Origin of the sequence: Pseudomonas extremorientalis (genome assembly GCF_001870465.1) — a bacterium.
GTDB lineage: Bacteria > Pseudomonadota > Gammaproteobacteria > Pseudomonadales > Pseudomonadaceae > Aquipseudomonas > Aquipseudomonas extremorientalis.
In genome coordinates this window covers 223,857-248,566 of sequence record NZ_MDGK01000015.1, presented here as the reverse complement: position 1 = coordinate 248,566, position 24,710 = coordinate 223,857, and the positions used below count along the sequence as shown (strand labels likewise).

The following is a 24,710-nucleotide window of genomic DNA, read 5'->3' as shown; positions in this document are numbered from 1 at the left end:
AATTGCCCTACAAAAAAACGCTAACTCAGATGTATCCAGTTTTATAGATCCTTTCAGACCTTTCCGGGGACTTACATATTTTGAGTGAAATATCCATGGAGTATCTGGGGGTGGGTAAACGTGCCGCACACAACTCTCAGGAAATGCCCCTTCCCTCTGCACTCCACTCAGGAATCCCGACAAGAAATGTCCGACTGTTTTAGTTCCATTCAACATATTCTCTTACATCCTTAATTCCTACAGCGTATTCCGCGCTTTATACGTTTACCTCACTTTCATGAGTGAATCTTCTGTAAGACCAGTTCCTAGGCAGGTGTAAAAAAATCATTCGCCCTACAAACTTTCAACAACAGCACCCTCGAAGGTGCATTTGAAAATGCGTCGACTGAAAAATATCAACAAATGTTTAACCATCTATAAACATCGCAATTCCACACAAAATCCATAGGCAAAAAAAATGGCCCCTGAATAAGGGGCCATTCTTTAAACCGGCTGAGACTTAGAACAACGAGCGACCTTTGTTGGCCGCAATGCGCATGCGCAGTGCGTTCAACTTGATAAAGCCTGCTGCGTCCGCCTGGTTGTAGGCGCCGCCATCTTCTTCGAAGGTAGCGATGTTGGCGTCGAACAGCGACTCATCAGACTTGCGACCGGTGACGATCACGTTGCCCTTGTACAGCTTCAGGCGCACAACGCCGTTCACATGCACCTGGGAAGCATCGATCATCTGTTGCAGCATCAGACGCTCAGGGCTCCACCAGTAGCCGGTGTAGATCAGGCTGGCGTACTTGGGCATCAGCTCGTCTTTGAGGTGAGCCACTTCGCGGTCCAGGGTGATGGATTCGATGGCCCGGTGGGCGCGCAGCATGATGGTGCCGCCTGGGGTTTCGTAGCAACCACGGGACTTCATGCCCACGTAGCGGTTCTCGACGATGTCGAGACGGCCAATACCGTGTTCGCCACCGATACGGTTCAAGGTCGCCAGCACAGTGGCCGGGGTCATTTCGACGCCGTCCAGCGCGACGATGTCGCCATTGCGGTAGGTCAGTTCCAGGTATTGCGGCTTGTCTGGAGCGTTCTCCGGGGAGACGGTCCATTTCCACATGTCTTCTTCGTGCTCGGTCCAGGTGTCTTCCAGCACGCCGCCTTCATAGGAGATGTGCAGCAGGTTGGCATCCATCGAGTACGGGGACTTCTTCTTGCCGTGACGCTCGATCGGGATCGCGTGCTTTTCAGCGTAATCCATCAGTTTTTCACGGGACAGCAGGTCCCATTCACGCCAAGGGGCGATCACTTTCACGCCTGGCTTGAGTGCATAGGCGCCCAGCTCGAAACGCACCTGGTCGTTGCCCTTGCCGGTAGCACCATGGGAAATGGCGTCGGCGCCGGTTTCGTTGGCGATTTCGATCAGGCGCTTGGCGATCAGCGGACGTGCGATGGAAGTACCCAGCAGGTACTCGCCTTCGTAGACGGTGTTGGCGCGAAACATCGGGAAGACGAAATCGCGGACGAACTCTTCGCGCAGGTCGTCAATGTAGATCTCTTTCACGCCCATGGCTTGCGCCTTGGCACGTGCAGGTTCGACCTCTTCGCCCTGACCCAGGTCAGCGGTGAAGGTCACCACTTCACAGTTATAAGTATCCTGCAGCCACTTGAGGATCACCGAAGTGTCCAGGCCGCCGGAATACGCGAGAACGACCTTGTTTACGTCGGCCATGCCATCACTCCACGGGGTTGTACGGAAAGGCGTCGATTCTACCGACCAAAACCGGGGATTTACAGGGGCGCGACAGCAAATGAAGATAAAGCGACAGATTATGTCGAACGGGCGACCGATGGTCGCACCTTAAGACGTGTGTGCAGGGTTACTTGCGCCAGTGGCTTGGGGCGCCGGCTTCTCGGGGGCTGCCACGCGTTCAAGCTGGATATTCACACGACGATTGCGTGCCCGGTTGGCCGCATTGGTGTTGGGCGCAAGGGGGTAGCTTTCGCCATGGAAGCGCAGGGTGATCTGCGACTCCTGGATACCGTTGGCCTTGAAGTAGTCCATCACCGCCAAGCCACGGCGGCGAGAGACGTCGCGATTGGTCAGGCGGTTGCCGCTGTTGTCCGAATGGCCATTCAACTCGATATGGTTGACCGTCGGGTCGGCTTTCATGAATGCAAGAATCACGTCGAGTTTCTTCTTGGCGGCTGCGTCCAACTCGATACCGCCCCCCGGGAATCCGACTTCGGTCTGTTTGACCTGATCGTAATTCATCGGCAACAGCTTGGCGGTGCACAGCTGGTAGTCGTTATAAGCCTTATTGAATTTCACCGGCAACAAGCGGATTTCGGAGTAGCCGCCTTCACGGCCGTAGTGGCGGACCGTCGGGCTGCGCCCTTCCAGCAGTCCGGTGAACAGGCGACCGGCCTGGGCCTGCGAGCTATTGAACAACACATCGCCACTACCGGCACGCACGGCGCCGAGGTTGATATCGCCTCGGCCTGGCTGCCAAGGGGCGGCGGCAGCCAACAAGGTGGCCGAGCCTGTGCCCAGCGAACCGTTATAGGCTTTCAGACGAAATATTGCCTGCTCACCCGCCCGGCGCACGAACTCACCCGAACCGAAGTCTGTGATCGGCTGGGTCAGACGGCACTCGAACTGGTCGCCCTCTACCTTCCACTCAATGTTCTCCAGACGTGTCTGGAACGTGAGGGCCATCGCGGGCAGGCTGGCGAACACACTGAGCAGGGCTAGGTAATGCTGGCGCACGGGAGGCTCCACTGGTTTCTACAACACTTCAAAGCGTCATACATCGATAAGGCATACAAAAGGCTATCGGTTGCATCCTGCAAAACTTGATAGCGAGTGCCTGATAGAGTCTTTTCCGGTAGCATTCCCCCCAGATTGACCCGCCTGGAATCCCCAATGTCCGACCGCCTGACCCTGCTGCGTCCCGACGACTGGCATATTCATCTTCGCGATGGTGCTGCGTTACCCCACACCGTGGCCGATGTAGCGCGTACCTTTGGCCGCGCCATCATCATGCCTAACCTGGTTCCTCCGGTACGTAACGCCGAGCAAGCCGATGCCTACCGCCAGCGTATCCTCGCTGCACGGCCGGCCGGCAGCCGGTTCGAACCGCTGATGGTGCTGTACCTTACCGACCGCACCCAGCCCGAAGAAATTCGCGAGGCCAAGGCCAGTGGGTTTGTGCACGCCGCCAAACTGTACCCGGCCGGCGCCACCACCAACTCCGATTCCGGCGTGACCAGTATCGACAAGATCCTGCCGGCCATCGAAGCCATGGCCGACGTCGGCATGCCGCTGCTGATCCACGGTGAAGTCACCCGTGGCGATGTGGACGTGTTCGATCGCGAGAAGATCTTCATCGACGAACACATGCGTCGTGTGGTGGAGCTGTTCCCGACCCTCAAGGTCGTGTTCGAGCACATCACCACTGCCGATGCAGTGCAGTTCGTCACCGAGGCCTCGGCCAACGTTGGTGCGACCATCACCGCGCATCACCTGCTGTATAACCGCAACCACATGCTGGTAGGCGGGATTCGGCCGCACTTCTATTGCCTGCCGATCCTCAAGCGCAACACGCACCAGGTGGCCTTGCTGGATGCGGCGACCAGCGGCAATCCGAAGTTTTTCCTCGGCACCGACTCCGCGCCTCACGCCCAGCACGCCAAAGAAGCCGCGTGCGGTTGTGCCGGCTGCTACACCGCCTATGCCGCCATCGAGCTATACGCTGAAGCGTTCGAACAGCGCAACGCCCTGGACAAGCTCGAAGGGTTCGCCAGCCTCAATGGCCCGCGTTTCTACGGCCTGCCGGCGAATACCGATCGCATTACCCTGGTTCGTGAAGACTGGACCGCCCCTGCCAGCCTGCCGTTTGGCGAGCTGACTGTCATCCCGCTGCGCGCCGGTGAAACACTGCGCTGGCGCCTGCTGGAGGAAAGCAAGTGAGTGAAGACCATTACGATGACGAACACGAGCACAGCGGTGGCGGATCCCGTCATCCGATGGCCGAGCGGTTCCGCGGCTATCTGCCGGTTGTCATCGACGTAGAAACCGGTGGTTTCAACTGCGCCACCGATGCGCTGCTGGAAATCGCCGCGACGACTATCGGCATGGACGAACAGGGTTTTGTGTTCCCGGAACACACCCACTTCTTCCGCGTCGAGCCGTTCGAAGGCGCCAATATCGAAGCGGCTGCCTTGGAGTTCACCGGGATCAAGCTCGATCACCCATTGCGCATGGCAGTAAGTGAAGAAGCGGCACTGACCGATATCTTCCGTGGCGTGCGCAAGGCATTGAAGGCCAATGGCTGCAAGCGCGCGATCCTGGTCGGCCACAACAGCAGCTTTGACCTGGGCTTTCTGAATGCCGCCGTGGCGCGGTTGGACATGAAGCGCAACCCGTTTCACCCGTTCTCCAGCTTTGACACCGCTACTCTCGCCGGGCTGGCGTATGGCCAGACCGTGCTGGCCAAAGCCTGCCAGGCAGCCGGCATCGACTTTGACGGTCGTGAGGCTCATTCGGCCCGCTACGACACAGAGAAGACGGCCGAGCTGTTCTGCGGCATCGTCAACCGCTGGAAACAGATGGGCGGCTGGGAAGACTTCAACGACTGAAGTGGAATCCCGCGCATAAAAAAACCGGCCTTCTCAGGCCGGTTTTTTTTGCCGCAAACGTGGCTTACAGCTTGCCAGCGTTCTCGGTCAGGTAAGCCGCAACACCTTCCGGCGAAGCGTTCATGCCTTTGTCGCCTTTTTTCCAGTTGGCAGGGCAGACTTCGCCGTGCTCTTCGTGGAATTGCAGGGCGTCGACCAGACGGATCAGCTCTTCCATGTTACGACCCAGTGGCAGGTCGTTGATGATCTGGGAGCGAACCACGCCTTTGTCGTCGATCAGGAACGCGCCACGGAAGGCCACGCCGCCTTCGGACTCAACGTCGTAGGCCTTGGCGATGTCGTGCTTCATATCGGCAGCCATGGTGTATTTCACTTTGCCGATGCCGCCATCATTGATGGCGGTGTTGCGCCAGGCGTTGTGGGTGAAATGGGAATCGATGGAAACGGCTACCACTTCAACGTTGCGCGCCTTGAAATCGTCCATGCGGTGGTCCAGAGCGATCAGCTCCGACGGGCAGACGAAGGTGAAGTCCAGCGGGTAGAAGAACACCAGGCCGTATTTGCCTTTGATGGCTTCAGACAGTTTGAAGCTGTCTACGATTTCGCCATTGCCGAGGACGGCAGGTACGTCGAAATCCGGGGCTTGTTTGCCGACGAGTACGCTCATTGGTTATCTCCTGATGTAAGGGTGACGATTGAAGTAAAAGGACCGGCCTTGAGTCTGCCGTTTATAAGCGACAGCCCTGTGACGCAGTCACGCTTCGTGAAGACCGACCATCATACACTGAAAAAACCGTTCGTCAGTGCGGGCACGGTGCCAGTGAATACCCTACGATTCTACTTTGACAATCATTCTCGTTAACATTAAGATCCACCGCACTTAAGCCTTAAACCCGCGATGGTTCTCCCTTATGTATGTGTGCCTCTGTACTGGCGTCACCGACGGAAAAATCCGCGAAGCAATCTATGAAGGTTGCTGCAGCTACAAGGAAGTGCGTGAAGCCACCGGCGTTGCCAGCCAGTGTGGTAAATGTGCTTGCCTCGCCAAGCAAGTGGTACGGGAAACCCTGACACAGCTGCAGACCGCTCAGACCGCGCTCCCCTATTCAGCAGAATTTACACACGCCTGATTAGGCATGTTTTAAGGAACCGGACTTAGTGTCCGGTTTTTTTATGCCCGCAATTCAATAAGTTAGCGCTAAGACGCGGAACACAAACATTCTTATTCCGATTAATTTTCATTTATTATTCAATAACTTAGGTTTGACACTAGGGATTTCGCCGCTCAAACTCCGCTTTATACACAGCGATTACAGGGCAGGACCCCAGTCATGAAAGGCGACATCTCAGTCATCCAGCAACTCAACAAATCCCTTGCCAATGAACTGGTCGCGATCAATCAGTACTTTCTGCATGCACGCATGTATGACGATTGGGGCCTGGAAAAGCTGGGCAAGCGCGAATACAAAGAATCGATCAAGGCCATGAAGGACGCGGACGCGCTGATCAAGCGCATCCTGTTCCTGGAAGGCCTGCCGAACGTGCAGGACCTGGGCAAGCTGAGCATCGGCGAACACACCCAGGAAATGATAAGCAGCGACCTGGGTTTCGAACGCAAGAGCCACAGCGACCTCAAGGCCGCCATTGCTCACTGTGAAACCAAAGGTGACTTCGGCAGCCGCGAACTGCTGGAAGACATCCTGGAAGACCAGGAAGAGCACATCGACTGGCTGGAAACCCAACTGGGCCTGATCGATAAAGTCAGCCTGGAAAACTACCTGCAGTCGCAGATGGGCGAGTAACCCCGCTTCCTGTAGAAGCAAAAAAGCCCCGCTCTCTCTCGAGAAGCGGGGCTTTTTATTGCAGGCCAATCACGCGTCGGTCTTGGCCGCCGCATTTGCCGCTGCTTCTTTGATCAGCGTTTGCAACGAACCATCAGCCGCCATCTCAACGATGATGTCGCTGCCGCCGACCAGTTCACCGGCAACCCACAGTTGTGGGAAGGTCGGCCAGTTGGCGTACTTCGGCAGGTTGGCGCGGATTTCAGGGTTTTGCAGGATATCCACGTAAGCGAATTTCTCGCCGCACGCCATGATGGCCTGGGAAGCTTTCGCGGAGAAACCGCACTGAGGAGCATTAGGCGCGCCCTTCATGTAAAGCAGAATGGTGTTGTTGGCAATCTGCTCTTTGATCGTTTCGATGATATCCATGGAACACCTCGGCTGGAACTTTGCGACTCACAGGTCGGCACGGTGGCGCATTGTAACGCAAAATTCCAGCGTGGTGCTCAGGCGGCTGCTACCTGCACCGGAACGCCATTGAGTGCGGCATTGCCCGACAACTCATCCAACTGCCGCTCGTCGGTCAAATCGTTGGCGCTCGCCCCCGGCTGTCCGCTGGCGATTGTCATCTGCACGCCTGGACGGCCATGGCCCCAACCATGCGGAAGGCTGACTACGCCGGGCATCATGTCCAGGCTGGCCAGGACTTCCACTTCAATCATGCCGATGCGCGAACTCACGCGCACGCGCTGCCCATCGCTCAACTGCCGACTGGCCAGATCATCCGGGTGCATGAGCAATTGATGACGTGGCTTGCCCTTCACCAGCCGATGGTAGTTGTGCATCCAGGAATTATTGCTGCGCACGTGACGGCGGCCGATCAACAGCAGTTCATCGGCCACTGGCAACGGCTGCGCGGCAAAACGCGCCAGGTCGGCAAGGATCACCCCCGGCGCCGCCTGCACCTTGCCATCAACGGTTTTCAAGCGTGCCGCAAGATTGGGCTGCAGCGGCCCCAAGTCCACACCATGAGGATGGTCCGCCAGCACGGCCACCGACAACTTGTGGCTGGACGCATCACCGTACACCCCGGCACGCAGCCCGAAGTCGATCATCTGCGCAGGCGGCATGGTCGGCTTGAGCACCGCGCCCGTCTGTGCGGCAAAGGCCTTGGCCAGGCCGACAAAGATCTCCCAGTCATGCAGCGCGCCCGCAGGCTTGGGCAGGATTGCGCGATTGAAGCGGGTGACATTGCGCACCGCGAACATATTGAAGGTGGTGTCGTAGTGATCATTCTCCAGCGCCGACGTGGACGGCAGGATCAGGTCGGCATAGCGCGTGGTTTCGTTGATATAAAGGTCGATGCTGACCATGAACTCCAATCCGTCGAGGGCTTGTTCCAACTGCCGGCCGTTGGGCGTCGACAACACCGGGTTGCCCGCCACCGTCACCAACGCACGGATTTGTCCTTCCCCTTCGGTGAGCATTTCTTCGGCCAATGCTGACACCGGAAGCTCGCCGCCATACTCCGGGCGCCCGGAAACCCGGCTTTGCCAACGATTGAAATGCCCACCACCAGTCGATGCAACCAGATCCACCGCCGGCGTAGTGCACAGCGCCCCTCCCACGCGGTCCAGGTTGCCGGTCACCAGGTTGATCAGTTGCACCAGCCAATGGCACAGCGTGCCGAACGCCTGGGTCGATACCCCCATGCGTCCGTAACACACCGCCTTGTCGGCGGCAGCAAAGTCCCGCGCCAACTGGCGGATCTGTTCGGCAGGCACCGCACACTGACGGCTCATGGCCTCGGCGGTAAAGCCGGCGATGGCGCGACGAACCTCCTCAAGGCCTTCCACCGGCAAATGGCTGGTGCGGGTCAGGTTCTCGCTAAACAACGTGTTGAGCACTCCGAACAGCAATGCCGCATCACCACCCGGGCGCACGAACAGATGCTGGTCGGCCATCGCCGCCGTCTCGCTGCGCCGTGGGTCGACCACCACCACTCTGCCGCCCCGGGCCTGGATCGCCTTGAGGCGCTTCTCCACATCAGGCACGGTCATGATGCTGCCGTTGGACGCCAGTGGGTTGCCGCCCAGAATCAACATGAAGTCGGTGTGATCTATATCCGGGATTGGCAATAGCAGGCCATGGCCGTACATGAGGTAGCTGGTGAGGTGATGGGGTAACTGGTCTACCGAGGTGGCGGAAAACCGATTGCGCGTCTTCAACTGGCCCAGGAAGTAATTGCTGTGGGTCATCAGTCCGTAGTTGTGCACGCTGGGATTGCCCTGATACACCGCCACTGCATTCTGCCCATGCCGCGCCTGAATCCCTGAGAGCCGCTCGGCTACAAGCGCAAAGGCGTCTTCCCAGGCAATCGGCTGCCATTCACAGCCCACCCGCAGCATCGGCTGGTGCAGGCGGTCGGGGTCATTCTGGATATCCTGCAGCGCCACAGCCTTGGGGCAGATATGCCCGCGACTGAATGTATCCAGCGGATCCCCTTTGATCGAGGTGATCGCCAGGCTGCCGTCGTCGGCCTGGGTGGTTTCCAGGGTCAGGCCACAAATGGCTTCACACAGATGGCAGGCACGGTGGTGGAGAGTCTTGGTCATGGCCAGTCTCTTTTATAGGGGCTTTGATCCCACTATGGGCCGGGAGCGGCAGGCGCGCCAGCAACGTTCGCCACGTGAATCGACCAGCATCAGGCCCGGCCATGAGCAAGCGTGAGCAAATGTTTCAAAACCCGCCCCATAGCCTCTGAAACCGACCCAGCCTGGTCTGCGCCCGCCTCCGCGCATTGCAAAAGGTCTCGGCGCCAGTGTACAAATGGCCCGCTGCTGTCTGGAATTCATCTTCAAAAGCGCTTCGGCGCCCTGCTTGAACACCCTTAAAAACCGTAGCCCTATTGGTAAGACGCGACATTTAATTATAAGATCGCGCCTTCCCCTATTTCGTCGCCCCGTGCGGCTTTCGCCGCAGGTCTCGCCCGTTGTCACAACAAACAAGGCTTTGAGTATCTGCGGTCTGTTGCAAAAAGGTAGTTAATGATGAGCGCAAGGCACTTTCTCTCCCTGATGGATTGCACGCCCGAAGAGCTGGTCAGCGTGATCCGTCGAGGCATTGAGCTTAAAGACCTGCGTAACCGCGGCGTACTGTTCGAGCCTTTGAAAAACCGCGTGCTCGGCATGATCTTCGAGAAGTCGTCGACCCGCACCCGTGTGTCGTTCGAAGCCGGCATGATCCAACTCGGTGGCCAGGCTATCTTCCTGTCCTCGCGCGACACCCAGCTGGGCCGTGGCGAGCCGATCGCCGACAGCGCGAAAGTGATGTCGAGCATGCTCGATGCCGTGATGATCCGTACCTTTGCCCACAGCACCGTGACCGAATTTTCCGCCAACTCCCGTGTACCGGTGATCAACGGCCTGTCCGATGACCTGCACCCGTGCCAACTGCTGGCCGACATGCAAACCTTCCTTGAACACCGTGGCTCGATCCAGGGCAAGACCGTGGCCTGGATCGGCGACGGCAACAACATGTGCAACAGCTATATAGAAGCGGCCATCCAATTCGACTTCCAACTGCGCGTGGCCTGCCCGGAAGGCTACGAGCCTGACGCGCGCTTCCTGGCACAAGCCGGCGACCGCGTGACCCTGGTCCGCGATCCGCGTGACGCGGTGATCGGCGCCCACCTGGTGAGCACCGACGTGTGGACCTCCATGGGCCAGGAAGACGAAACCGCCAAGCGCCTGGCCCTGTTCGCCCCGTATCAGGTGACCCGCGCCCTGCTCGACCTGGCCGCGCCCGATGTCCTGTTCATGCATTGCCTGCCGGCCCACCGTGGTGAAGAGATCAGCACCGACCTGCTCGACGACCCTCGCTCGGTCGCCTGGGACCAGGCTGAAAACCGCCTGCATGCACAAAAGGCCCTGCTCGAATTCCTCGTGCCACCGTCGTACCACCACGCATGAGCCATCCATTACTGCTGAACCTGCGCAACCTGGCATGCGGCTATCAAGATCAACGGGTGGTACAGAACCTCAACCTGCACCTCAATGCGGGCGACATCGGTTGCCTGCTGGGCTCCTCGGGTTGCGGCAAGACCACCACCCTACGAGCGATTGCCGGGTTTGAGCCGGTGCACGAAGGTGAAATCAGCCTGGCCGGCGAAGTGATCTCCAGTGCCGGGTTCACCTTGGCTCCCGAGAAACGTCGCATCGGCATGGTGTTCCAGGACTACGCGCTGTTTCCTCACCTGAGCGTGGCCGACAACATTGCTTTCGGTATTCGCAAGCACCCGCAAAAAGACCGGGTGGTTGCCGAGTTGCTGGAGCTGGTAAACCTGAAGAACCTGGGCAAGCGCTTCCCTCATGAGCTGTCCGGCGGCCAGCAACAACGCGTCGCCCTCGCCCGAGCCTTGGCGCCAGAACCGGCCTTGCTGTTGCTGGATGAGCCTTTCTCCAACCTCGATGGCGAGTTGCGACGCAAGCTCAGCCACGAAGTGCGCGACATCCTCAAGGCACGCGGCACCAGCGCGATCCTGGTGACCCATGACCAGGAAGAAGCCTTCGCCGTCAGCGACCAGGTCGGGGTGTTCAAAGAGGGCCGTCTCGAGCAGTGGGACACGCCCTACAACCTTTATCACGAACCGCAGACACCTTACGTCGCCAGCTTTATCGGCCAGGGTTACTTCATCCGTGGTCAATTGAGCTCGCCGGAATCGGTCAGCACCGAACTGGGTGAGCTGCGCGGCAACCGCGCCTACACCTGGCCTACCGGCGGTGCGGTGGATGTGTTGCTGCGTCCGGATGACATCGTCTACGCGCCGGACAGCGGGTTGAAAGCGCGGATCGTCGGCAAGACGTTCCTCGGCGCATCGACGCTGTACCGCCTGCAGCTGCCGACCGGCGCGCAGCTGGAGTCGATTTTCCCGAGTCATGCCGATCATCAGGTCGGTGCGGATGTGGGCATTCGGGTGGCCGCCGAACACCTGGTGTTGTTCCAGGCGTCCGGCAGCACGGCCGCACACCTCCCTCCAGTCGAATCCGGCGTACGGCGTTACAGCCCGGTATAAAGCCCCGTCATACCCGGCCAATTTCCGCGAACTTGGCCTGGGTATGCTCAGCCAGCACCGCCGCCGGCAGCTCAACCTCCAACCCCCTCCTTCCCGCGCTCACAAAAATCGTCGCGAACGGCTGCGCCGTCACATCGATAAACGTGCGCAGACGCTTCTTCTGACCCAGCGGGCTGATGCCGCCCAACAGATAGCCAGTGGAGCGTTGCGCGGCCGCCGGGTCGGCCATTTCGACTTTCTTGACGCCTGCCGCGTGCGCCAGGGCCTTCAGATCCAGACTTCCGACGACCGGCACCACTGCCACCAGTAATTCGCCCTTCTCGCTGCTGGCCAGCAAGGTCTTGAACACCTGCGCCGGGTCCAGGCCCAATTTTTCCGCGGCCTCCAGCCCATAGGACGCCGCCTTTGGGTCATGTTCGTAACTGTGGACTCGATGTTCGGCGCGAACTTTTTTCAACAGGTCCAATGCGGGCGTCATGGTATCTCCGAGGCATGGCAAACAGATGGCCAATTCTAGGCCAAGCCCACGTAAAACGCTCTAGTCCGCCCACTCTTGCGGTACACACGCAATGTGACAAGCGTGATCATTCACCAGACCAATAGTTTGAAAGTGACTGACAGTTCACTTTCGACCTTTGACAGCCGTCATTCTTGTCTATATTTTTTCGTTTCCGAATGCTGTAGGAATACACCCGCAGCGTTCAAAGCAGTAAGCCATGGTCGGGATGGGGATCCCTGCCACGGTGAAAATCGCGCAACAGCCCGTTGAGGTTGTGCGCCAGACAAGAACAACAACTGAGGTTTTCCATGACAACTGCTCTTCAACAGCCTTCACTTTCGAGCCAATGCATGGCCGAATTCCTGGGGACTGCGCTTCTGATCTTCTTCGGTACAGGATGTGTCGCTGCGCTCAAGGTCGCGGGTGCCAGCTTTGGCTTGTGGGAGATCAGTATCATCTGGGGGGTCGGCGTCAGCATGGCGATCTACCTGAGCGCCGGTATTTCCGGAGCCCACCTCAACCCGGCTGTCAGCATCGCGCTGTGCATTTTCGCCGACTTCGAAAAGCGCAAACTGCCCTTCTACATTCTCGCCCAGATCGCCGGCGCCTTCTGCTCGGCGGCCTTGGTGTACACGCTCTACAGCAACCTGTTTTTCGATTACGAACAAACCCACCATATGGTGCGCGGCTCCCAGGCCAGCCTGGAATTGGCGTCGGTGTTCTCCACTTACCCCCATGCGCTGCTGAGCACCGCCCAGGCGTTCCTGGTGGAAATGGTCATCACCGCCATTCTGATGGGCGTGATCATGGCCCTCACCGATGACAACAACGGCCTGCCACGCGGCCCGTTGGCGCCCCTGCTGATCGGCCTGCTGATCGCAGTGATCGGCAGCGCCATGGGCCCGCTGACCGGCTTTGCGATGAACCCGGCGCGGGATTTCGGGCCCAAGCTGATGACCTTTTTTGCGGGTTGGGGTGAAATGGCCTTCACTGGCGGCCGCGATATTCCTTACTTCCTCGTACCGATTTTCGCGCCGATTGTCGGCGCATGCCTCGGCGCCGCGGCCTATCGCGGGCTGATTGCCCGTCACCTGCCGAGCGCCGCACCTGCTATAGCTGAAGCAACACCTGACACGGCTGTCAACGGCAAGACCCGTATTTCCTGATAGCGCCAGCCTGAACGTACCTGCCCTTTTTACGGCCCAGGCTGATTACCGACTTTCTTATTTTCCAAGGCATTCGACATGACCGATATTCAGAATAAGAACTACATCATCGCCCTTGACCAAGGCACCACCAGTTCCCGGGCGATCATCTTCGATCGTGACGCCAACGTGGTCTGCACCGCCCAGCGCGAATTCGCCCAGCATTACCCGCAGGCGGGCTGGGTCGAACATGACCCGATGGAAATCTTCGCCACCCAGAGCGCCGTGATGGTCGAGGCCCTGGCTCAAGCGGGCCTGCACCATGACCAGGTCGCCGCCATCGGTATCACCAACCAGCGTGAAACCACCGTGGTGTGGGACAAAGTCACCGGTCGCCCGATCTACAACGCGATCGTCTGGCAGTGCCGCCGCAGCACCGAGATCTGCCAGCAACTCAAGCGCGACGGCCACGAGCAATACATCGGCGACACCACCGGCCTGGTCACCGACCCGTACTTCTCCGGCACCAAGCTCAAGTGGATCCTCGACAACGTCGAAGGCAGCCGCGAGCGTGCGCGCAACGGCGAGCTGCTGTTCGGCACCGTCGACAGCTGGCTGATCTGGAAATTTACCGGCGGCAAGACCCACGTCACCGACTACACCAACGCTTCGCGCACCATGCTCTTCAACATCCACACCCTGGAGTGGGATGCCAAGATGCTGGAGATCCTCGACGTGCCGCGCGAAATGCTGCCGGAAGTGAAGTCCTCCTCGGAAATCTACGGCCGTACCAAAAGCGGCATCGCCATCGGCGGTATCGCCGGCGACCAACAGGCCGCCCTGTTCGGCCAGATGTGCGTCGAAGCCGGCCAGGCTAAGAACACCTACGGCACCGGCTGCTTCCTGCTGATGAACACCGGCGACAAAGCGGTGAAGTCCAAGCACGGCATGCTCACCACCATCGCCTGCGGTCCGCGTGGCGAAGTGGCCTACGCCCTGGAAGGTGCTGTATTCAACGGCGGTTCCACCGTGCAGTGGCTGCGTGATGAGCTGAAAATCATCAACGATGCCCACGACACCGAATACTTTGCCGGCAAGGTCAAGGACAGCAACGGCGTGTACCTGGTACCCGCGTTTACCGGCCTGGGCGCGCCCTACTGGGACCCGTATGCCCGTGGCGCACTGTTCGGCCTGACCCGTGGCGTACGCGTGGATCACATCATTCGTGCAGCGCTGGAGTCGATTGCCTACCAGACCCGCGACGTGCTCGACGCCATGCAACAGGACTCCGGCGAACGCCTCAAGGCCCTGCGTGTGGACGGCGGCGCGGTGGCCAACAACTTCCTGATGCAATTCCAGGCCGACATCCTCGGCACCCAGGTCGAGCGCCCACAAATGCGTGAAACCACTGCACTCGGCGCCGCCTACCTGGCCGGCCTGGCGTGCGGCTTCTGGGGCAGCCTGGACGAGTTGCGCGGCAAGGCGGTGATCGAGCGCGAATTCGAACCGCAACTGGACGAAGCCGCCAAGGAAAAACTCTACGCCGGTTGGCAAAAAGCTGTCAGCCGCACCCGTGATTGGGAGCCGCACGAAGGCGCTGAATAAGCCAACGTCGGGTTGTAACTGGCAGGGAGCGGATTCCTGCGTCATCATGGGCCACTTTTGTATGGCAGCCCAAAGGACGCCCCATGAATCTGCCTCCCCGCCAACAACAAATCCTCGAACTGGTCCGCGAACGCGGCTATGTCAGTATCGAGGAAATGGCGCAGCTCTTCGTTGTTACCCCGCAAACCATCCGCCGCGATATCAACCAACTGGCGGACGCTAATCTGCTGCGCCGCTACCACGGCGGCGCGGCCTATGACTCCAGCGTCGAAAACACCGCCTACGCCATGCGGGCCGACCAGATGCGCGACGAGAAACAGCGCATCGGCGAAGCCATCGCCGCGCAGATCCCCGATCACGCCTCGTTGTTCATCAATATCGGCACCACCACCGAATCCATCGCCCGTGCGTTACTCAACCACAACCATCTGAAAATCATCACCAACAACCTCAACGTCGCCACCATGCTCAGTGCCAAGGACGACTTCGACGTGCTGCTGACCGGCGGCAATGTGCGGCGTGACGGGGGCGTGGTCGGTCAGGCGAGTGTCGATTTCATCAACCAGTTCAAGGTCGACTTTGCCTTGGTGGGCATCAGTGGTATCGATGAAGATGGCAGCTTGCTCGACTTTGACTACCAGGAAGTCCGGGTTTCCCAGGCGATCATCGCCAATGCGCGCCAGGTGATCCTGGCGGCGGACTCCAGCAAGTTCGGGCGCAATGCCATGATTCGCCTGGGGCCGATCAGCCTGGTGGATTGCCTGGTGACGGATCAGCAGCCGGTGCCAGCGTTGGTGCAGTTGCTCAATGACCACAAGGTTCGTCTGGAAGTGGTGTAGCGTCTGCACTGACGCCATCCGGGGCAAGCCCCCTCCCACAGGTTGATCACATTCCAATGTGGGAGGGGGCTTGCCCCCGATAGCTATTGACCAGACCACCCATTTCTCCAGCCAGCACTGGCTCATGTTCACAAATTTTCCTTTGCCCGCCCTTCGATGAGTTTTTTCAATCGAACTCAGGTGGCTGCGCGCGCGTTTATCAGCTACCATTTTCGCAAATGAACATTAATGTTCGAATTCCAATACGAAAAAGATCGCGAGGCCAGCCGATGAACCCTTCTACCTTGCCTGCTCCACCGCTTGCCGAAGTCTATGATGTTGCCGTTATCGGCGGCGGGATCAATGGCGTCGGTATTGCAGCAGACGCAGCCGGTCGCGGTTTGTCGGTATTCCTTTGCGAAAAGGACGACCTGGCCAGCCACACCTCCTCCGCCAGCAGCAAGCTGATCCACGGCGGCCTGCGCTACCTCGAACATTACGAATTCCGCCTGGTGCGCGAAGCCCTGGCCGAACGTGAAGTGCTGCTGGCCAAGGCCCCGCACATCGTCAAGCAGATGCGCTTCGTGCTGCCGCACCGCCCGCACCTGCGTCCGGCGTGGATGATCCGCGCCGGCCTGTTTCTGTACGACCACTTGGGCAAGCGTGAAAAACTGGCCGGTTCGAAAAGCCTCAAGTTCGGCGCCGACAGCCCGCTGAAAAGCGAAATCACCCAAGGTTTCGAATACTCCGACTGCTGGGTCGATGACGCCCGCCTCGTGGTGCTCAACGCTATGGCCGCCCGCGAAAAAGGCGCGCACATCCACACCCAGACCCGTTGCATCAGCGCCCACCGCAGCAATGGCATGTGGGAAATGAACATGGAGCGCGCCGACGGCAGCCTGTTTTCGATCCGCGCCCGGGCCCTGGTGAACGCTGCCGGCCCGTGGGTCGCCAAGTTCATCAAGGACGACCTGAAGCTGGATTCGCCCTACGGCATCCGCCTGATCCAGGGCAGCCACCTGATCGTGCCGAAACTGTATGAAGGCGCCCACGCGCATATCCTGCAGAACGAAGACCAGCGCATCGTCTTCACCATTCCGTACCTGAACCACCTGACCATCATCGGCACCACCGACCGCGAATACACCGGCGATCCGGCAAAAGTGGCGATCACCGAAGGTGAAACCGACTACATGCTGAAAGTGGTCAACGCGCACTTCAAGAAGCAACTGAGCCGCGATGACATCGTGCACACCTACTCCGGCGTACGCCCGCTGTGCAACGACGAATCGGACAACCCGTCGGCCATCACCCGTGACTACACCCTGGCACTGTCCGGTGGCACGGGCGAAGCGCCGATCCTTTCGGTGTTCGGCGGCAAGCTGACCACCTATCGCAAACTCGCTGAATCGGCCATGGCGCAACTGGCACCGTACTTCACCCAGATGCGCCCGAGCTGGACCGCCACCGCCAGCCTGCCGGGCGGTGAAAACATGACGACGCCAGAAGCCCTGGCCGAAGCCATTCGCAGCAAGTTCGACTGGATACCGAGCGAGATCGCCCGCCGTTGGTCCACCACCTACGGCAGCCGCACCTGGCGCCTGCTGGAAGGTGTGCAGTCGCTGGCCGACCTGGGCGACCACCTGGGCGGTGGCCTGTACACCCGCGAAGTCGATTACCTGTGCGCCGAAGAGTGGGCCACACAGCCCCAGGACGTGCTGTGGCGCCGTACCAAGCTCGGCCTGTTCACCACCCCGGAAGAACAGGACAACGTGCAACGTTACCTGTCCAAGGTCGAGCAGACCCGTGCAAAGATTGAAGCGGCCTGATCAGGTCGCCCCGCAAAGCCCCTGCGCCGGACGGCCCAGGGGCTTTTTTATGCAAGATAAATCCCACACGCCCTATTCGGTTTTCCGAACGCCATACCACCGCCTATTCGGATTGCCGGATCACGGCATGATAAATTCCTCGAAACAAAAATTTAATACCCTTATAAATCAAATAGATAACCTTTTATTCGAGGTATGGCACGACTCATGCTCTACACTCCCTGACGATTGCCTGAGACGCCTCAGGAGCCGTCACGGGCATTCGCTGTACAAGAGAGCCGTCTAGCCGGCTTCATAAAAAAAACAAATGTCGAGGAAGTATTGATGCGCATCGTTCCCCATATCCTGGGCGCAGCTATCGCTGCTGCTCTGATCAGCACTCCAGTTTTCGCCGCCGAACTCACCGGCACACTGAAGAAAATCAACGACTCCGGCACCATCACCCTCGCTCACCGCGACAGCTCCATTCCGTTTTCCTACATCGCGGATGGCTCGGGCAAACCTGTGGGCTACTCCCACGACATTCAGCTGGCTATCGTTGAAACCCTGAAAAAAGACCTGAACAAGCCCGACCTGAAGGCCAAGTACAACCTGGTCACTTCGCAAACCCGTATTCCGCTGATCCAGAACGGCACCGCGGACCTCGAGTGCGGTTCCACCACCAACAACGCCGAACGCGCCCAGCAAGTTGATTTCACCGTCAACATCTTCGAAATCGGCACCCGTCTGCTGGTCAAGAAAGACAAGGATGGCAAGCCGAGCTACGCCGACTTCGCCGACCTGAAAGGCAAGAACGTCGTGACCACCGCTGGCACCACGTCCGAGCGCATCATCAAGGCGATGAACGCCGACAAGCAGATGGGCATGAACGTCATCTCCGCCAAAGACCACGGCGAATCCTTCCAGATGCTGGAAAGCGGCCGCGCCGTAGCGTTCATGATGGACGACGCCCTGCTGGCCGGTGAAGAAGCCAAGGCCAAGAAGCCGGACGACTGGGTCATCACCGGTACTCCACAGTCCTTTGAGGCCTACGCCTGTATGGTTCGCAAAGGCGACCCGGACTTCAAGAAGGCTGTAGATGACGCCATCGTTGCCCTGTACAAATCCGGCGAAATCAACAAGATCTACAGCAAATGGTTCGAGAGCCCGATCCCACCAAAAGGCCTGAACCTGAACTTCCCGATGAGCGACAAGGTGAAGGAGCTGATCGCCAACCCAAGCGACAAACCAGCCCCTGACGTAAAAATCTGATACCTGACTAAGCTTATCTCCTGAGGGAGCCAACCTCCCTCAGGCGTCTGTTACTACCTGCTGGCTTTATTGTGGAACACTCGACCTGGCGGTTTTCGAGCCGATCGCGTGTGCCTGGCGTTCATCGCCAGGCGGGAAAGGATCTTCCCCAAGCGGGTGCTTGTACATCGATCGATCTCGAGGGGAGACCCTAATGAATTACAACTGGGACTGGGGCGTGTTCTTCAAGTCCACTGGCGTGGGCAGCGAGACTTATCTCGACTGGTACATCGCCGGCTTGGGCTGGACCATCGCCATCGCTGTCGTGGCATGGATTATCGCCTTGCTGCTGGGGTCCATTCTGGGCGTCATGCGCACCGTGCCAAACCGCATCGTAGCGGGCATCGCGACCTGCTACGTGGAACTGTTTCGTAACGTGCCGCTGCTGGTTCAGCTGTTCATCTGGTACTTCCTGGTACCCGACATGCTGCCGCAGAACCTGCAGGACTGGTACAAACAGGACCTCAACCCGACCACCTCCGCCTACCTGAGCGTTGTCGTGTGCCTGGGCCTGTTCACCGCCGCCCGAGTGTGCGAGCAAGTGCGTACCGGCATCCAGGCGCTGCCACGCGGCCAGGAATCCGCTGCACGCGCCATGGGCTTCAAGCTGCCGCAGATCTACTGGAACGTGCTGCTGCCCCAGGCCTACCGGATCATCATTCCGCCGCTTACCTCGGAATTCCTCAACGTCTTCAAGAACTCCTCCGTGGCGTCCCTGATCGGCCTGATGGAACTGCTGGCGCAAACCAAGCAGACCGCCGAGTTCTCGGCCAACCTGTTTGAAGCCTTCACCCTGGCCACGCTGATCTACTTCACCCTGAACATGAGCCTGATGTTGCTGATGCGCGTGGTCGAGAAGAAAGTCGCAGTGCCCGGCCTGATCTCCGTGGGGGGTAAATAATGGACTTCGATTTCAGCGGCATCATCCCCGCCATCCCGGGCCTGTGGAACGGCATGGTCATGACCCTGCAGTTGATGGTCATGGGCGTGGTCGGCGGTATCGCGCTGGGTACGGTCCTGGCGCTGATGCGCCTGTCGTCCAGCAAACTGCTGTCGCGCGTTGCCGGCGCTTATGTGAACTACTTCCGCTCGATCCCGCTGCTGCTGGTGATCACCTGGTTCTACCTGGCGGTGCCGTTCGTATTGCGCTGGATCACCGGCGAAGACACCCCGATCGGCGCATTCACCTCCTGCGTCGTGGCGTTCATGATGTTCGAAGCCGCGTACTTCTGTGAAATCGTGCGGGCCGGCGTGCAGTCGATCCCCAAGGGCCAGATGGCGGCTGCACAGGCCATGGGCATGACCTACGGCCAGACGATGCGCCTGATCATCCTGCCCCAGGCGTTCCGCAAGATGACCCCGTTGCTGCTGCAACAGTCGATCATCCTGTTCCAGGACACCTCGCTGGTCTACACCGTGGGCCTGGTGGATTTCCTCAACTCCGCCCGTTCCAACGGCGACATCATCGGCCGCTCCAATGAGTTCCTGGTTTTCGCCGGTGTCGTCTACTTCATCATCAGCTTTTCCGCCTCGCTGCTGGTCAAGCGTCTGCAAAAAAGGTTTGCCGTATGATCTCTATCAAGAACATCAACAAGTGGTATGGCGACTTCCAGGTGCTGACCGATTGCAGCACCGAGGTTAAAAAAGGCGAAGTGATCGTGGTGTGCGGGCCGTCCGGCTCGGGTAAATCCACCCTGATCAAGTGCGTCAACGCGCTGGAACCGTTCCAGAAGGGTGACATCGTGGTCGACGGCACTTCCATCGCCGACCCGAAGACCAACCTGCCGCAACTGCGCTCGCGCGTCGGCATGGTATTCCAGCACTTCGAACTGTTCCCGCACCTGACCATCACCGAAAACCTGACCATCGCGCAGATCAAGGTGCTGGGCCGCAGCAAGGAAGAAGCCACCAAGAAAGGCCTGCAACTGCTCGAGCGCGTCGGCCTGTCGGCACATGCGCACAAGCACCCGGGCCAGCTCTCCGGCGGCCAGCAACAACGTGTGGCGATTGCCCGCGCCCTGGCCATGGACCCGATCGTCATGCTGTTCGACGAACCGACCTCGGCGCTGGACCCGGAAATGGTCAACGAAGTGCTCGACGTGATGGTGCAACTGGCCCAGGAAGGCATGACCATGATGTGCGTGACCCACGAAATGGGCTTCGCCCGCAAAGTGGCCGACCGCGTGATCTTCATGGACGCCGGCAAGATCATCGAAGACTGCCCGAAAGAAGAGTTCTTCGGCGACATCAGCGCCCGCTCCGAACGCGCGCAGCACTTCCTCGAGAAAATCCTGCAGCACTAAGAAGCAACTCGCTGCTCTGTCTGTGAAGACGGGCTTGTTGTGGCGAGCGGGCTTGCCCCGCTCGCCACAGAATAAGCACCATCAGCACAACTGGTTGACCCAAGGCATCTGTGATGAAATGCGACCCCAACCAATTTCGCGCCGCACCGCCATCACTTGCCGTGAAACCACGTCTGATCCGCCAACTGTTCCTGCCGCCCCTGATCATCGCCCTGATGATCGGCCTGGGTTTCATCGGCTTCTGGGTCAGTGAGTACTACGGCATCCGCACCCTCAGCGACACCGGCGAACGCCAGTTGGAGTTGCATGCCCGCACCGTCGAAAGCGAGCTGAGCAAATACACCTACCTGCCCAGCCTGCTGGAACTGGAGTCCAGCGTCTCCACGCTGCTGGCCGACCCGAACCAGGAAACCCGCAAGACCGTCAACGATTACCTTGAAGGCCTGAACCGACGCAGTCGCAGTCGGGCCATCTACGTGATGGACACCACCGGCCGCGTGCTGGCCACCAGTAACTGGCGCGATGCCGACAGTTACCAGGGTGAAGACCTGTCCTTCCGCGCCTATTTCCAGAACGCCGTGCGGGGCCAGCCAGGTCGCTTCTACGGCATCGGCAGCACCAACGGCGAACCCGGCTACTACCTGGCCCACGGCCTGGAAGAGCATGGCAAGATCATCGGCGTCGCGGTGGTCAAGGTACGCCTCGAAGCCCTCGAAGAGCGCTGGCAACGCGCACGCCTCGAAGCGTTCGTGAGCGACGAAAACGGCATCATCATCCTCTCCAGTGACCCGGCCCGGCGCCTCAAGGCCGTGCGCCCGCTGAGCGATGACACCAAGGACCGCCTGGCCCACAGCCTGCAATATTACTGGGCGACGCTGAACGAGCTGGAGCCCCTGGCCCGCGAGCGCCTCAACGAAGGCACCGAGAAGCTGACCTTCCCGGCCAACAGCGAAGTGGTCAACGACGCCCACGAAGTCAGCTACCTGGCGCAGACCCGTCCGCTCAACGACACGCCGTGGAATTTCACCCTGCTCACCCCGCTCAACGACCTGCGCCGCGCCGCAATCAACCAGGGCATCCTGGTGGCCGTTGCGTTTGGCCTGGTGGCGTTTTTGCTGATTGCCTGGAACGAGCGACGCAAAGTCATCGCCACCCGCCTCGCCGCACGGGAAGCCTTGCAGGAAGCCAACAGCCAGTTGGAACGACGGATTGCCGAGCGCACCGCCGACCTGCGCGCCAGCAACGAACGGCTCAAGGGCCAGATCCGCGAACGGCGCCAGGCCGAAGAAACCCTGCGCCGTGCCCAGGATGAACTGGTGCAGGCCGGCAAACTGGCGGCCATCGGCCAGATGTCCACCAGCATCGCCCACGAATTGAATCAGCCACTGGCCGCGCTGCGTACCCTGTCCGGCAACACCGTGCGTTTCCTGGAGCGCGGCGCCCTGGATACCGCCAGCGCCAACCTCAAGACCATCAATGAACTGATCGACCGCATGGGCCGTATCACCGCCAGCCTGCGCTCCTTCGCCCGGCGCGGAGACGACCAGGGCGAAGCCAGCCTGGCCAAAGCGGTAGACGCCGCGTTCCAGGTGCTCGGCGCACGCCTGGACAGCCTGCCACTGACCCTGCACCGCGACTTTTCCCACGCCCAATTGCAAATCGACCAGACGCGCCTGGAACAGATCCTGGTCAACCTGATCGGCAATGCCCTCGACGCCATGCAAGCCCAACCGGCGCCGCAATTGTGGCTGGAGGGCAGCAGCAGCGAGGGCAAATACCGCCTGCAAGTGCGCGACAATGGCCACGGCATCGATCCCGAGGCGCGCAAGCATTTGTTCGAACCGTTCTTCACCACCAAGCCCGGCGAGCAAGGCCTGGGCCTGGGCCTGACGCTGTCCGCCAGCCTCGCGGCGGCCACCGGCGGCAACCTCGCCGTGGAACACCCGGCCAGTGGTGGAACGGCCTTTGTCTTGTGCCTGCCGCTGGCGGGCACTCAACAAGCTGAGTCGACATGAATACAAACGCTACCGCCGTTAAAGAAGACCTCACCGTGCTGATCGTCGAAGACGACCCCCACGTGTTGCTCGGCTGCCAGCAAGCCCTGGCCCTGGAAGATATTCCCAGCGTCGGCGTGGGCAGTGCCGAAGAAGCCTTGAAGCGCATCGGCGAAAACTTCGCCGGCATCGTGATCAGCGATATCCGTTTGCCGGGCATCGACGGCCTGGAGCTGCTCACCCGCCTCAAGGCCCTGGATAAAAGCCTGCCGGTGGTGCTGATTACCGGGCACGGCGATATTTCCATGGCGGTCGGCGCGATGCGCAACGGCGCCTATGACTTCATGGAGAAACCCTTCTCCCCCGAACGCCTGGTCGACGTCGCCCGGCGCGCCCTGGAGCAGCGCGGGCTGGCGCGGGAAGTCTGGTCGCTGCGCCGCCAATTGGCCGAGCGCGATTCGTTGGAAGGCCGCATCATCGGCCGTTCGCCGGCGATGCAGAACCTGCGCGAACTGATCGCCAACGTCGCCGACACCTCGGCCAACGTGCTGATCGAAGGCGAGACCGGCACCGGCAAGGAACTGGTCGCGCGCTGCCTGCATGATTTCAGCCGGCGTCACGCCCACCAGTTCGTCGCCCTGAATTGCGGCGGCCTGCCGGAGAACCTCTTCGAAAGCGAGATTTTCGGCCACGAAGCCAACGCCTTCACCGGTGCCGGCAAGCGCCGCATCGGCAAGATCGAACACGCCCACGAAGGCACGCTGTTCCTCGATGAAGTGGAAAGCATGCCGATCAACCTGCAGATCAAGTTGCTGCGGGTATTGCAGGAACGCACTCTGGAACGCCTGGGGTCGAACCAGAGTGTCGCAGTGGATTGCCGGGTGATCGCCGCCACCAAGTCCGACCTCGACGAACTGAGCCGCGCCAACCAGTTCCGCAGCGACCTGTACTACCGCCTTAACGTGGTGACCCTGGAACTGCCGCCCCTGCGCGAGCGTCGCGAAGACATCCTGCAACTGTTCGAACACTTCCTGCAGCAGTCATCCCTGCGTTTCGACCGCACTGCGCCGGAGCTGGACAACCAGACCCTGTCGAGCCTGATGAGCCACGACTGGCCGGGCAACGTGCGCGAATTGCGCAACGTCGCCGAACGCTTCGCCCTCGGCCTGCCCGCCTTCAAGAAAAGCGGCGCCAGCAGCGGCGGCCAGGGGCTGGCCTTTACCGAGGCAGTGGAGGCCTTCGAACGCAACCTGCTCAACGATGCGCTGCAACGCAGCGGCGGCAACCTGACCCAGGCCAGCCAGGAACTGGGGATGGCCAAGACCACGCTGTTCGACAAGGTCAAGAAGTACGGGTTGAGTCACTGATGGACTTGCTATTGAAGGCCGCCCTCGGCGCGGCAGTGGTGCTGATTCTGGCGGCGCTGGCCAAGACCAAAAACTATTACATCGCAGGGCTGGTGCCGCTGTTTCCGACCTTTGCGTTGATCGCCCACTACATCGTCGGCAAAGGGCGCTCGGTAGACGACTTGAAGACCACGATCCTGTTCGGGATGTGGTCGATCATTCCGTATTTTGTGTACCTGGCGACCTTGTATGTGATGGTCGATCGGATGCGGTTGGAGGCATCACTGGCCGTGGCCGCCGTGGCGTGGTTGATGGCCGCGACGGTGCTGGTGAGCATCTGGGTACGCGTCCACACCTGACCCAGCACGGTCAAAACTGTGGGAGGGGGCTTGCCCCCGAT

The 24,710-nt window shown here is 59.8% G+C and carries 23 protein-coding genes; 17 read left to right on the top strand and 6 right to left on the bottom strand.

Translation table 11 applies throughout. From position 1 onward, the window contains the following. Positions 1–499: 499 nt before the first annotated feature. The gene (locus tag BFN10_RS04850; protein WP_010212738.1) at positions 500–1,717 is read right to left on the bottom strand and encodes an argininosuccinate synthase; all 1,218 of its coding nucleotides are present in this window, start codon (positions 1,715–1,717) and stop codon (positions 500–502) included. Between the two features lie 129 nt (positions 1,718–1,846). Further along, positions 1,847–2,755, bottom strand: a complete 909-nt coding sequence (locus tag BFN10_RS04845; protein ID WP_071488715.1) for a flagellar protein MotY — start codon at positions 2,753–2,755, stop codon at positions 1,847–1,849. A gap of 156 nt (positions 2,756–2,911) precedes the next feature. Between BFN10_RS04845 and pyrC the strand changes: the two genes are divergently transcribed. Then, entirely contained in the window at positions 2,912–3,958 is a 1,047-nt protein-coding gene (gene pyrC / locus BFN10_RS04840; RefSeq protein ID WP_071488714.1) for a dihydroorotase, read from the top strand. After that, entirely contained in the window at positions 3,955–4,626 is a 672-nt protein-coding gene (gene rnt, locus BFN10_RS04835; RefSeq protein WP_010564138.1) for a ribonuclease T, read from the top strand. The genes pyrC and rnt overlap by 4 nt, the downstream gene beginning before the upstream one ends. 64 nt (positions 4,627–4,690) lie before the next feature. On the opposite strand, the gene BFN10_RS04830 is transcribed toward rnt, so the two are convergent. Continuing rightward, entirely contained in the window at positions 4,691–5,293 is a 603-nt protein-coding gene (locus BFN10_RS04830; protein WP_003172097.1) for a peroxiredoxin, read from the bottom strand. A 244-nt stretch (positions 5,294–5,537) separates the two neighbouring features. Between BFN10_RS04830 and BFN10_RS28650 the strand changes: the two genes are divergently transcribed. Further along, a complete protein-coding gene (locus tag BFN10_RS28650; RefSeq protein WP_083351544.1) occupies positions 5,538–5,756 on the top strand; it encodes a bacterioferritin-associated ferredoxin in 219 nt (72 codons plus the stop codon). Positions 5,757–5,957: 201 nt separating this feature from the next. Next, on the top strand, positions 5,958–6,428 hold the full coding sequence (gene bfr, locus BFN10_RS04825) for a bacterioferritin (RefSeq protein ID WP_071488713.1): 471 nt from the start codon (positions 5,958–5,960) through the stop codon (positions 6,426–6,428). Between the two features lie 69 nt (positions 6,429–6,497). On the opposite strand, the gene grxD is transcribed toward bfr, so the two are convergent. Together grxD and BFN10_RS04815 are read right to left on the bottom strand one after the other, a co-directional pair. Then, positions 6,498–6,836: a Grx4 family monothiol glutaredoxin gene (gene grxD, locus BFN10_RS04820; RefSeq protein WP_016970749.1), complete on the bottom strand. Its 339-nt coding sequence runs from the start codon at positions 6,834–6,836 to the stop codon at positions 6,498–6,500. 77 nt (positions 6,837–6,913) lie between these two features. Continuing rightward, positions 6,914–9,022 (bottom strand): molybdopterin oxidoreductase family protein, encoded by a 2,109-nt coding sequence (locus BFN10_RS04815; protein WP_071488712.1) that lies wholly within the window; start codon positions 9,020–9,022, stop codon positions 6,914–6,916. A gap of 435 nt (positions 9,023–9,457) precedes the next feature. Here BFN10_RS04815 and argF point away from each other — a divergent pair, with 435 nt between their 5' ends. Continuing rightward, on the top strand, positions 9,458–10,378 hold the full coding sequence (gene argF, locus BFN10_RS04810; protein ID WP_010212747.1) for an ornithine carbamoyltransferase: 921 nt from the start codon (positions 9,458–9,460) through the stop codon (positions 10,376–10,378). Beyond that, positions 10,375–11,481, top strand: coding sequence for an ABC transporter ATP-binding protein (locus BFN10_RS04805; protein ID WP_071488711.1), 1,107 nt, complete (start codon positions 10,375–10,377; stop codon positions 11,479–11,481). Before argF ends, BFN10_RS04805 begins: the two co-directional genes overlap by 4 nt. Positions 11,482–11,488: 7 nt before the next feature. Here BFN10_RS04805 and ybaK read toward each other — a convergent pair whose 3' ends face one another. Continuing rightward, positions 11,489–11,959 carry a Cys-tRNA(Pro) deacylase gene (ybaK, locus tag BFN10_RS04800; protein ID WP_071488710.1) on the bottom strand — a complete coding sequence of 157 codons (471 nt, stop codon included), beginning with the start codon at positions 11,957–11,959 and terminating at the stop codon, positions 11,489–11,491. A 329-nt stretch (positions 11,960–12,288) separates the two neighbouring features. Between ybaK and BFN10_RS04795 the strand changes: the two genes are divergently transcribed. The 11 genes from BFN10_RS04795 to BFN10_RS04745 all read left to right on the top strand — a co-directional run bounded on the left by BFN10_RS04795 (position 12,289) and on the right by BFN10_RS04745 (position 24,669). Then, a complete protein-coding gene (locus BFN10_RS04795) occupies positions 12,289–13,146 on the top strand; it encodes an MIP/aquaporin family protein (RefSeq protein WP_071488709.1) in 858 nt (285 codons plus the stop codon). Positions 13,147–13,224: 78 nt separating this feature from the next. Further along, positions 13,225–14,730 (top strand): glycerol kinase GlpK, encoded by a 1,506-nt coding sequence (gene glpK / locus BFN10_RS04790; protein WP_071488708.1) that lies wholly within the window; start codon positions 13,225–13,227, stop codon positions 14,728–14,730. Between the two features lie 83 nt (positions 14,731–14,813). Next, positions 14,814–15,569, top strand: coding sequence for a DeoR/GlpR family transcriptional regulator (locus BFN10_RS04785; protein WP_034118315.1), 756 nt, complete (start codon positions 14,814–14,816; stop codon positions 15,567–15,569). A 269-nt stretch (positions 15,570–15,838) separates the two neighbouring features. Continuing rightward, entirely contained in the window at positions 15,839–17,377 is a 1,539-nt protein-coding gene (gene glpD, locus BFN10_RS04780; RefSeq protein WP_071488707.1) for a glycerol-3-phosphate dehydrogenase, read from the top strand. Positions 17,378–17,701: 324 nt separating this feature from the next. Beyond that, a complete protein-coding gene (locus BFN10_RS04775; protein ID WP_071488706.1) occupies positions 17,702–18,628 on the top strand; it encodes a glutamate/aspartate ABC transporter substrate-binding protein in 927 nt (308 codons plus the stop codon). A 193-nt stretch (positions 18,629–18,821) separates the two neighbouring features. Next, positions 18,822–19,568, top strand: a complete 747-nt coding sequence (locus tag BFN10_RS04770) for an amino acid ABC transporter permease (RefSeq protein WP_071488705.1) — start codon at positions 18,822–18,824, stop codon at positions 19,566–19,568. Further along, positions 19,568–20,239 carry an amino acid ABC transporter permease gene (locus BFN10_RS04765; protein ID WP_071488704.1) on the top strand — a complete coding sequence of 224 codons (672 nt, stop codon included), beginning with the start codon at positions 19,568–19,570 and terminating at the stop codon, positions 20,237–20,239. The genes BFN10_RS04770 and BFN10_RS04765 overlap by 1 nt, the downstream gene beginning before the upstream one ends. Further along, entirely contained in the window at positions 20,236–20,970 is a 735-nt protein-coding gene (locus BFN10_RS04760; RefSeq protein ID WP_071488703.1) for an amino acid ABC transporter ATP-binding protein, read from the top strand. The genes BFN10_RS04765 and BFN10_RS04760 overlap by 4 nt, the downstream gene beginning before the upstream one ends. Positions 20,971–21,083: 113 nt before the next feature. Then, positions 21,084–22,985: a two-component sensor histidine kinase AauS gene (aauS, locus tag BFN10_RS04755; RefSeq protein WP_071488702.1), complete on the top strand. Its 1,902-nt coding sequence runs from the start codon at positions 21,084–21,086 to the stop codon at positions 22,983–22,985. Beyond that, complete coding sequence (gene aauR, locus BFN10_RS04750; protein WP_071488701.1) at positions 22,982–24,331, top strand: two-component response regulator AauR; 1,350 nt, start codon at positions 22,982–22,984, stop codon at positions 24,329–24,331. Before aauS ends, aauR begins: the two co-directional genes overlap by 4 nt. Further along, the gene (locus BFN10_RS04745) at positions 24,331–24,669 is read left to right on the top strand and encodes a GlpM family protein (RefSeq protein WP_071488700.1); all 339 of its coding nucleotides are present in this window, start codon (positions 24,331–24,333) and stop codon (positions 24,667–24,669) included. Before aauR ends, BFN10_RS04745 begins: the two co-directional genes overlap by 1 nt. Positions 24,670–24,710 lie beyond the last annotated feature (41 nt).

Coding starts and splice junctions, on each gene's coding strand:
- BFN10_RS04850 (WP_010212738.1), bottom strand. CDS start 1,717: ATGGCCGACGTAAACAAGGTCGTTCTCGCGTATTCCGGCGGCCTGGAC.
- pyrC (WP_071488714.1), top strand. CDS start 2,912: ATGTCCGACCGCCTGACCCTGCTGCGTCCCGACGACTGGCATATTCAT.
- BFN10_RS04830 (WP_003172097.1), bottom strand. CDS start 5,293: ATGAGCGTACTCGTCGGCAAACAAGCCCCGGATTTCGACGTACCTGCC.
- BFN10_RS28650 (WP_083351544.1), top strand. CDS start 5,538: ATGTATGTGTGCCTCTGTACTGGCGTCACCGACGGAAAAATCCGCGAA.
- bfr (WP_071488713.1), top strand. CDS start 5,958: ATGAAAGGCGACATCTCAGTCATCCAGCAACTCAACAAATCCCTTGCC.
- grxD (WP_016970749.1), bottom strand. CDS start 6,836: ATGGATATCATCGAAACGATCAAAGAGCAGATTGCCAACAACACCATT.
- BFN10_RS04815 (WP_071488712.1), bottom strand. CDS start 9,022: ATGACCAAGACTCTCCACCACCGTGCCTGCCATCTGTGTGAAGCCATT.
- argF (WP_010212747.1), top strand. CDS start 9,458: ATGAGCGCAAGGCACTTTCTCTCCCTGATGGATTGCACGCCCGAAGAG.
- BFN10_RS04805 (WP_071488711.1), top strand. CDS start 10,375: ATGAGCCATCCATTACTGCTGAACCTGCGCAACCTGGCATGCGGCTAT.
- ybaK (WP_071488710.1), bottom strand. CDS start 11,959: ATGACGCCCGCATTGGACCTGTTGAAAAAAGTTCGCGCCGAACATCGA.
- BFN10_RS04795 (WP_071488709.1), top strand. CDS start 12,289: ATGACAACTGCTCTTCAACAGCCTTCACTTTCGAGCCAATGCATGGCC.
- glpK (WP_071488708.1), top strand. CDS start 13,225: ATGACCGATATTCAGAATAAGAACTACATCATCGCCCTTGACCAAGGC.
- BFN10_RS04785 (WP_034118315.1), top strand. CDS start 14,814: ATGAATCTGCCTCCCCGCCAACAACAAATCCTCGAACTGGTCCGCGAA.
- glpD (WP_071488707.1), top strand. CDS start 15,839: ATGAACCCTTCTACCTTGCCTGCTCCACCGCTTGCCGAAGTCTATGAT.
- BFN10_RS04775 (WP_071488706.1), top strand. CDS start 17,702: ATGCGCATCGTTCCCCATATCCTGGGCGCAGCTATCGCTGCTGCTCTG.
- BFN10_RS04770 (WP_071488705.1), top strand. CDS start 18,822: ATGAATTACAACTGGGACTGGGGCGTGTTCTTCAAGTCCACTGGCGTG.
- BFN10_RS04765 (WP_071488704.1), top strand. CDS start 19,568: ATGGACTTCGATTTCAGCGGCATCATCCCCGCCATCCCGGGCCTGTGG.
- BFN10_RS04760 (WP_071488703.1), top strand. CDS start 20,236: ATGATCTCTATCAAGAACATCAACAAGTGGTATGGCGACTTCCAGGTG.
- aauS (WP_071488702.1), top strand. CDS start 21,084: ATGAAATGCGACCCCAACCAATTTCGCGCCGCACCGCCATCACTTGCC.
- aauR (WP_071488701.1), top strand. CDS start 22,982: ATGAATACAAACGCTACCGCCGTTAAAGAAGACCTCACCGTGCTGATC.
- BFN10_RS04745 (WP_071488700.1), top strand. CDS start 24,331: ATGGACTTGCTATTGAAGGCCGCCCTCGGCGCGGCAGTGGTGCTGATT.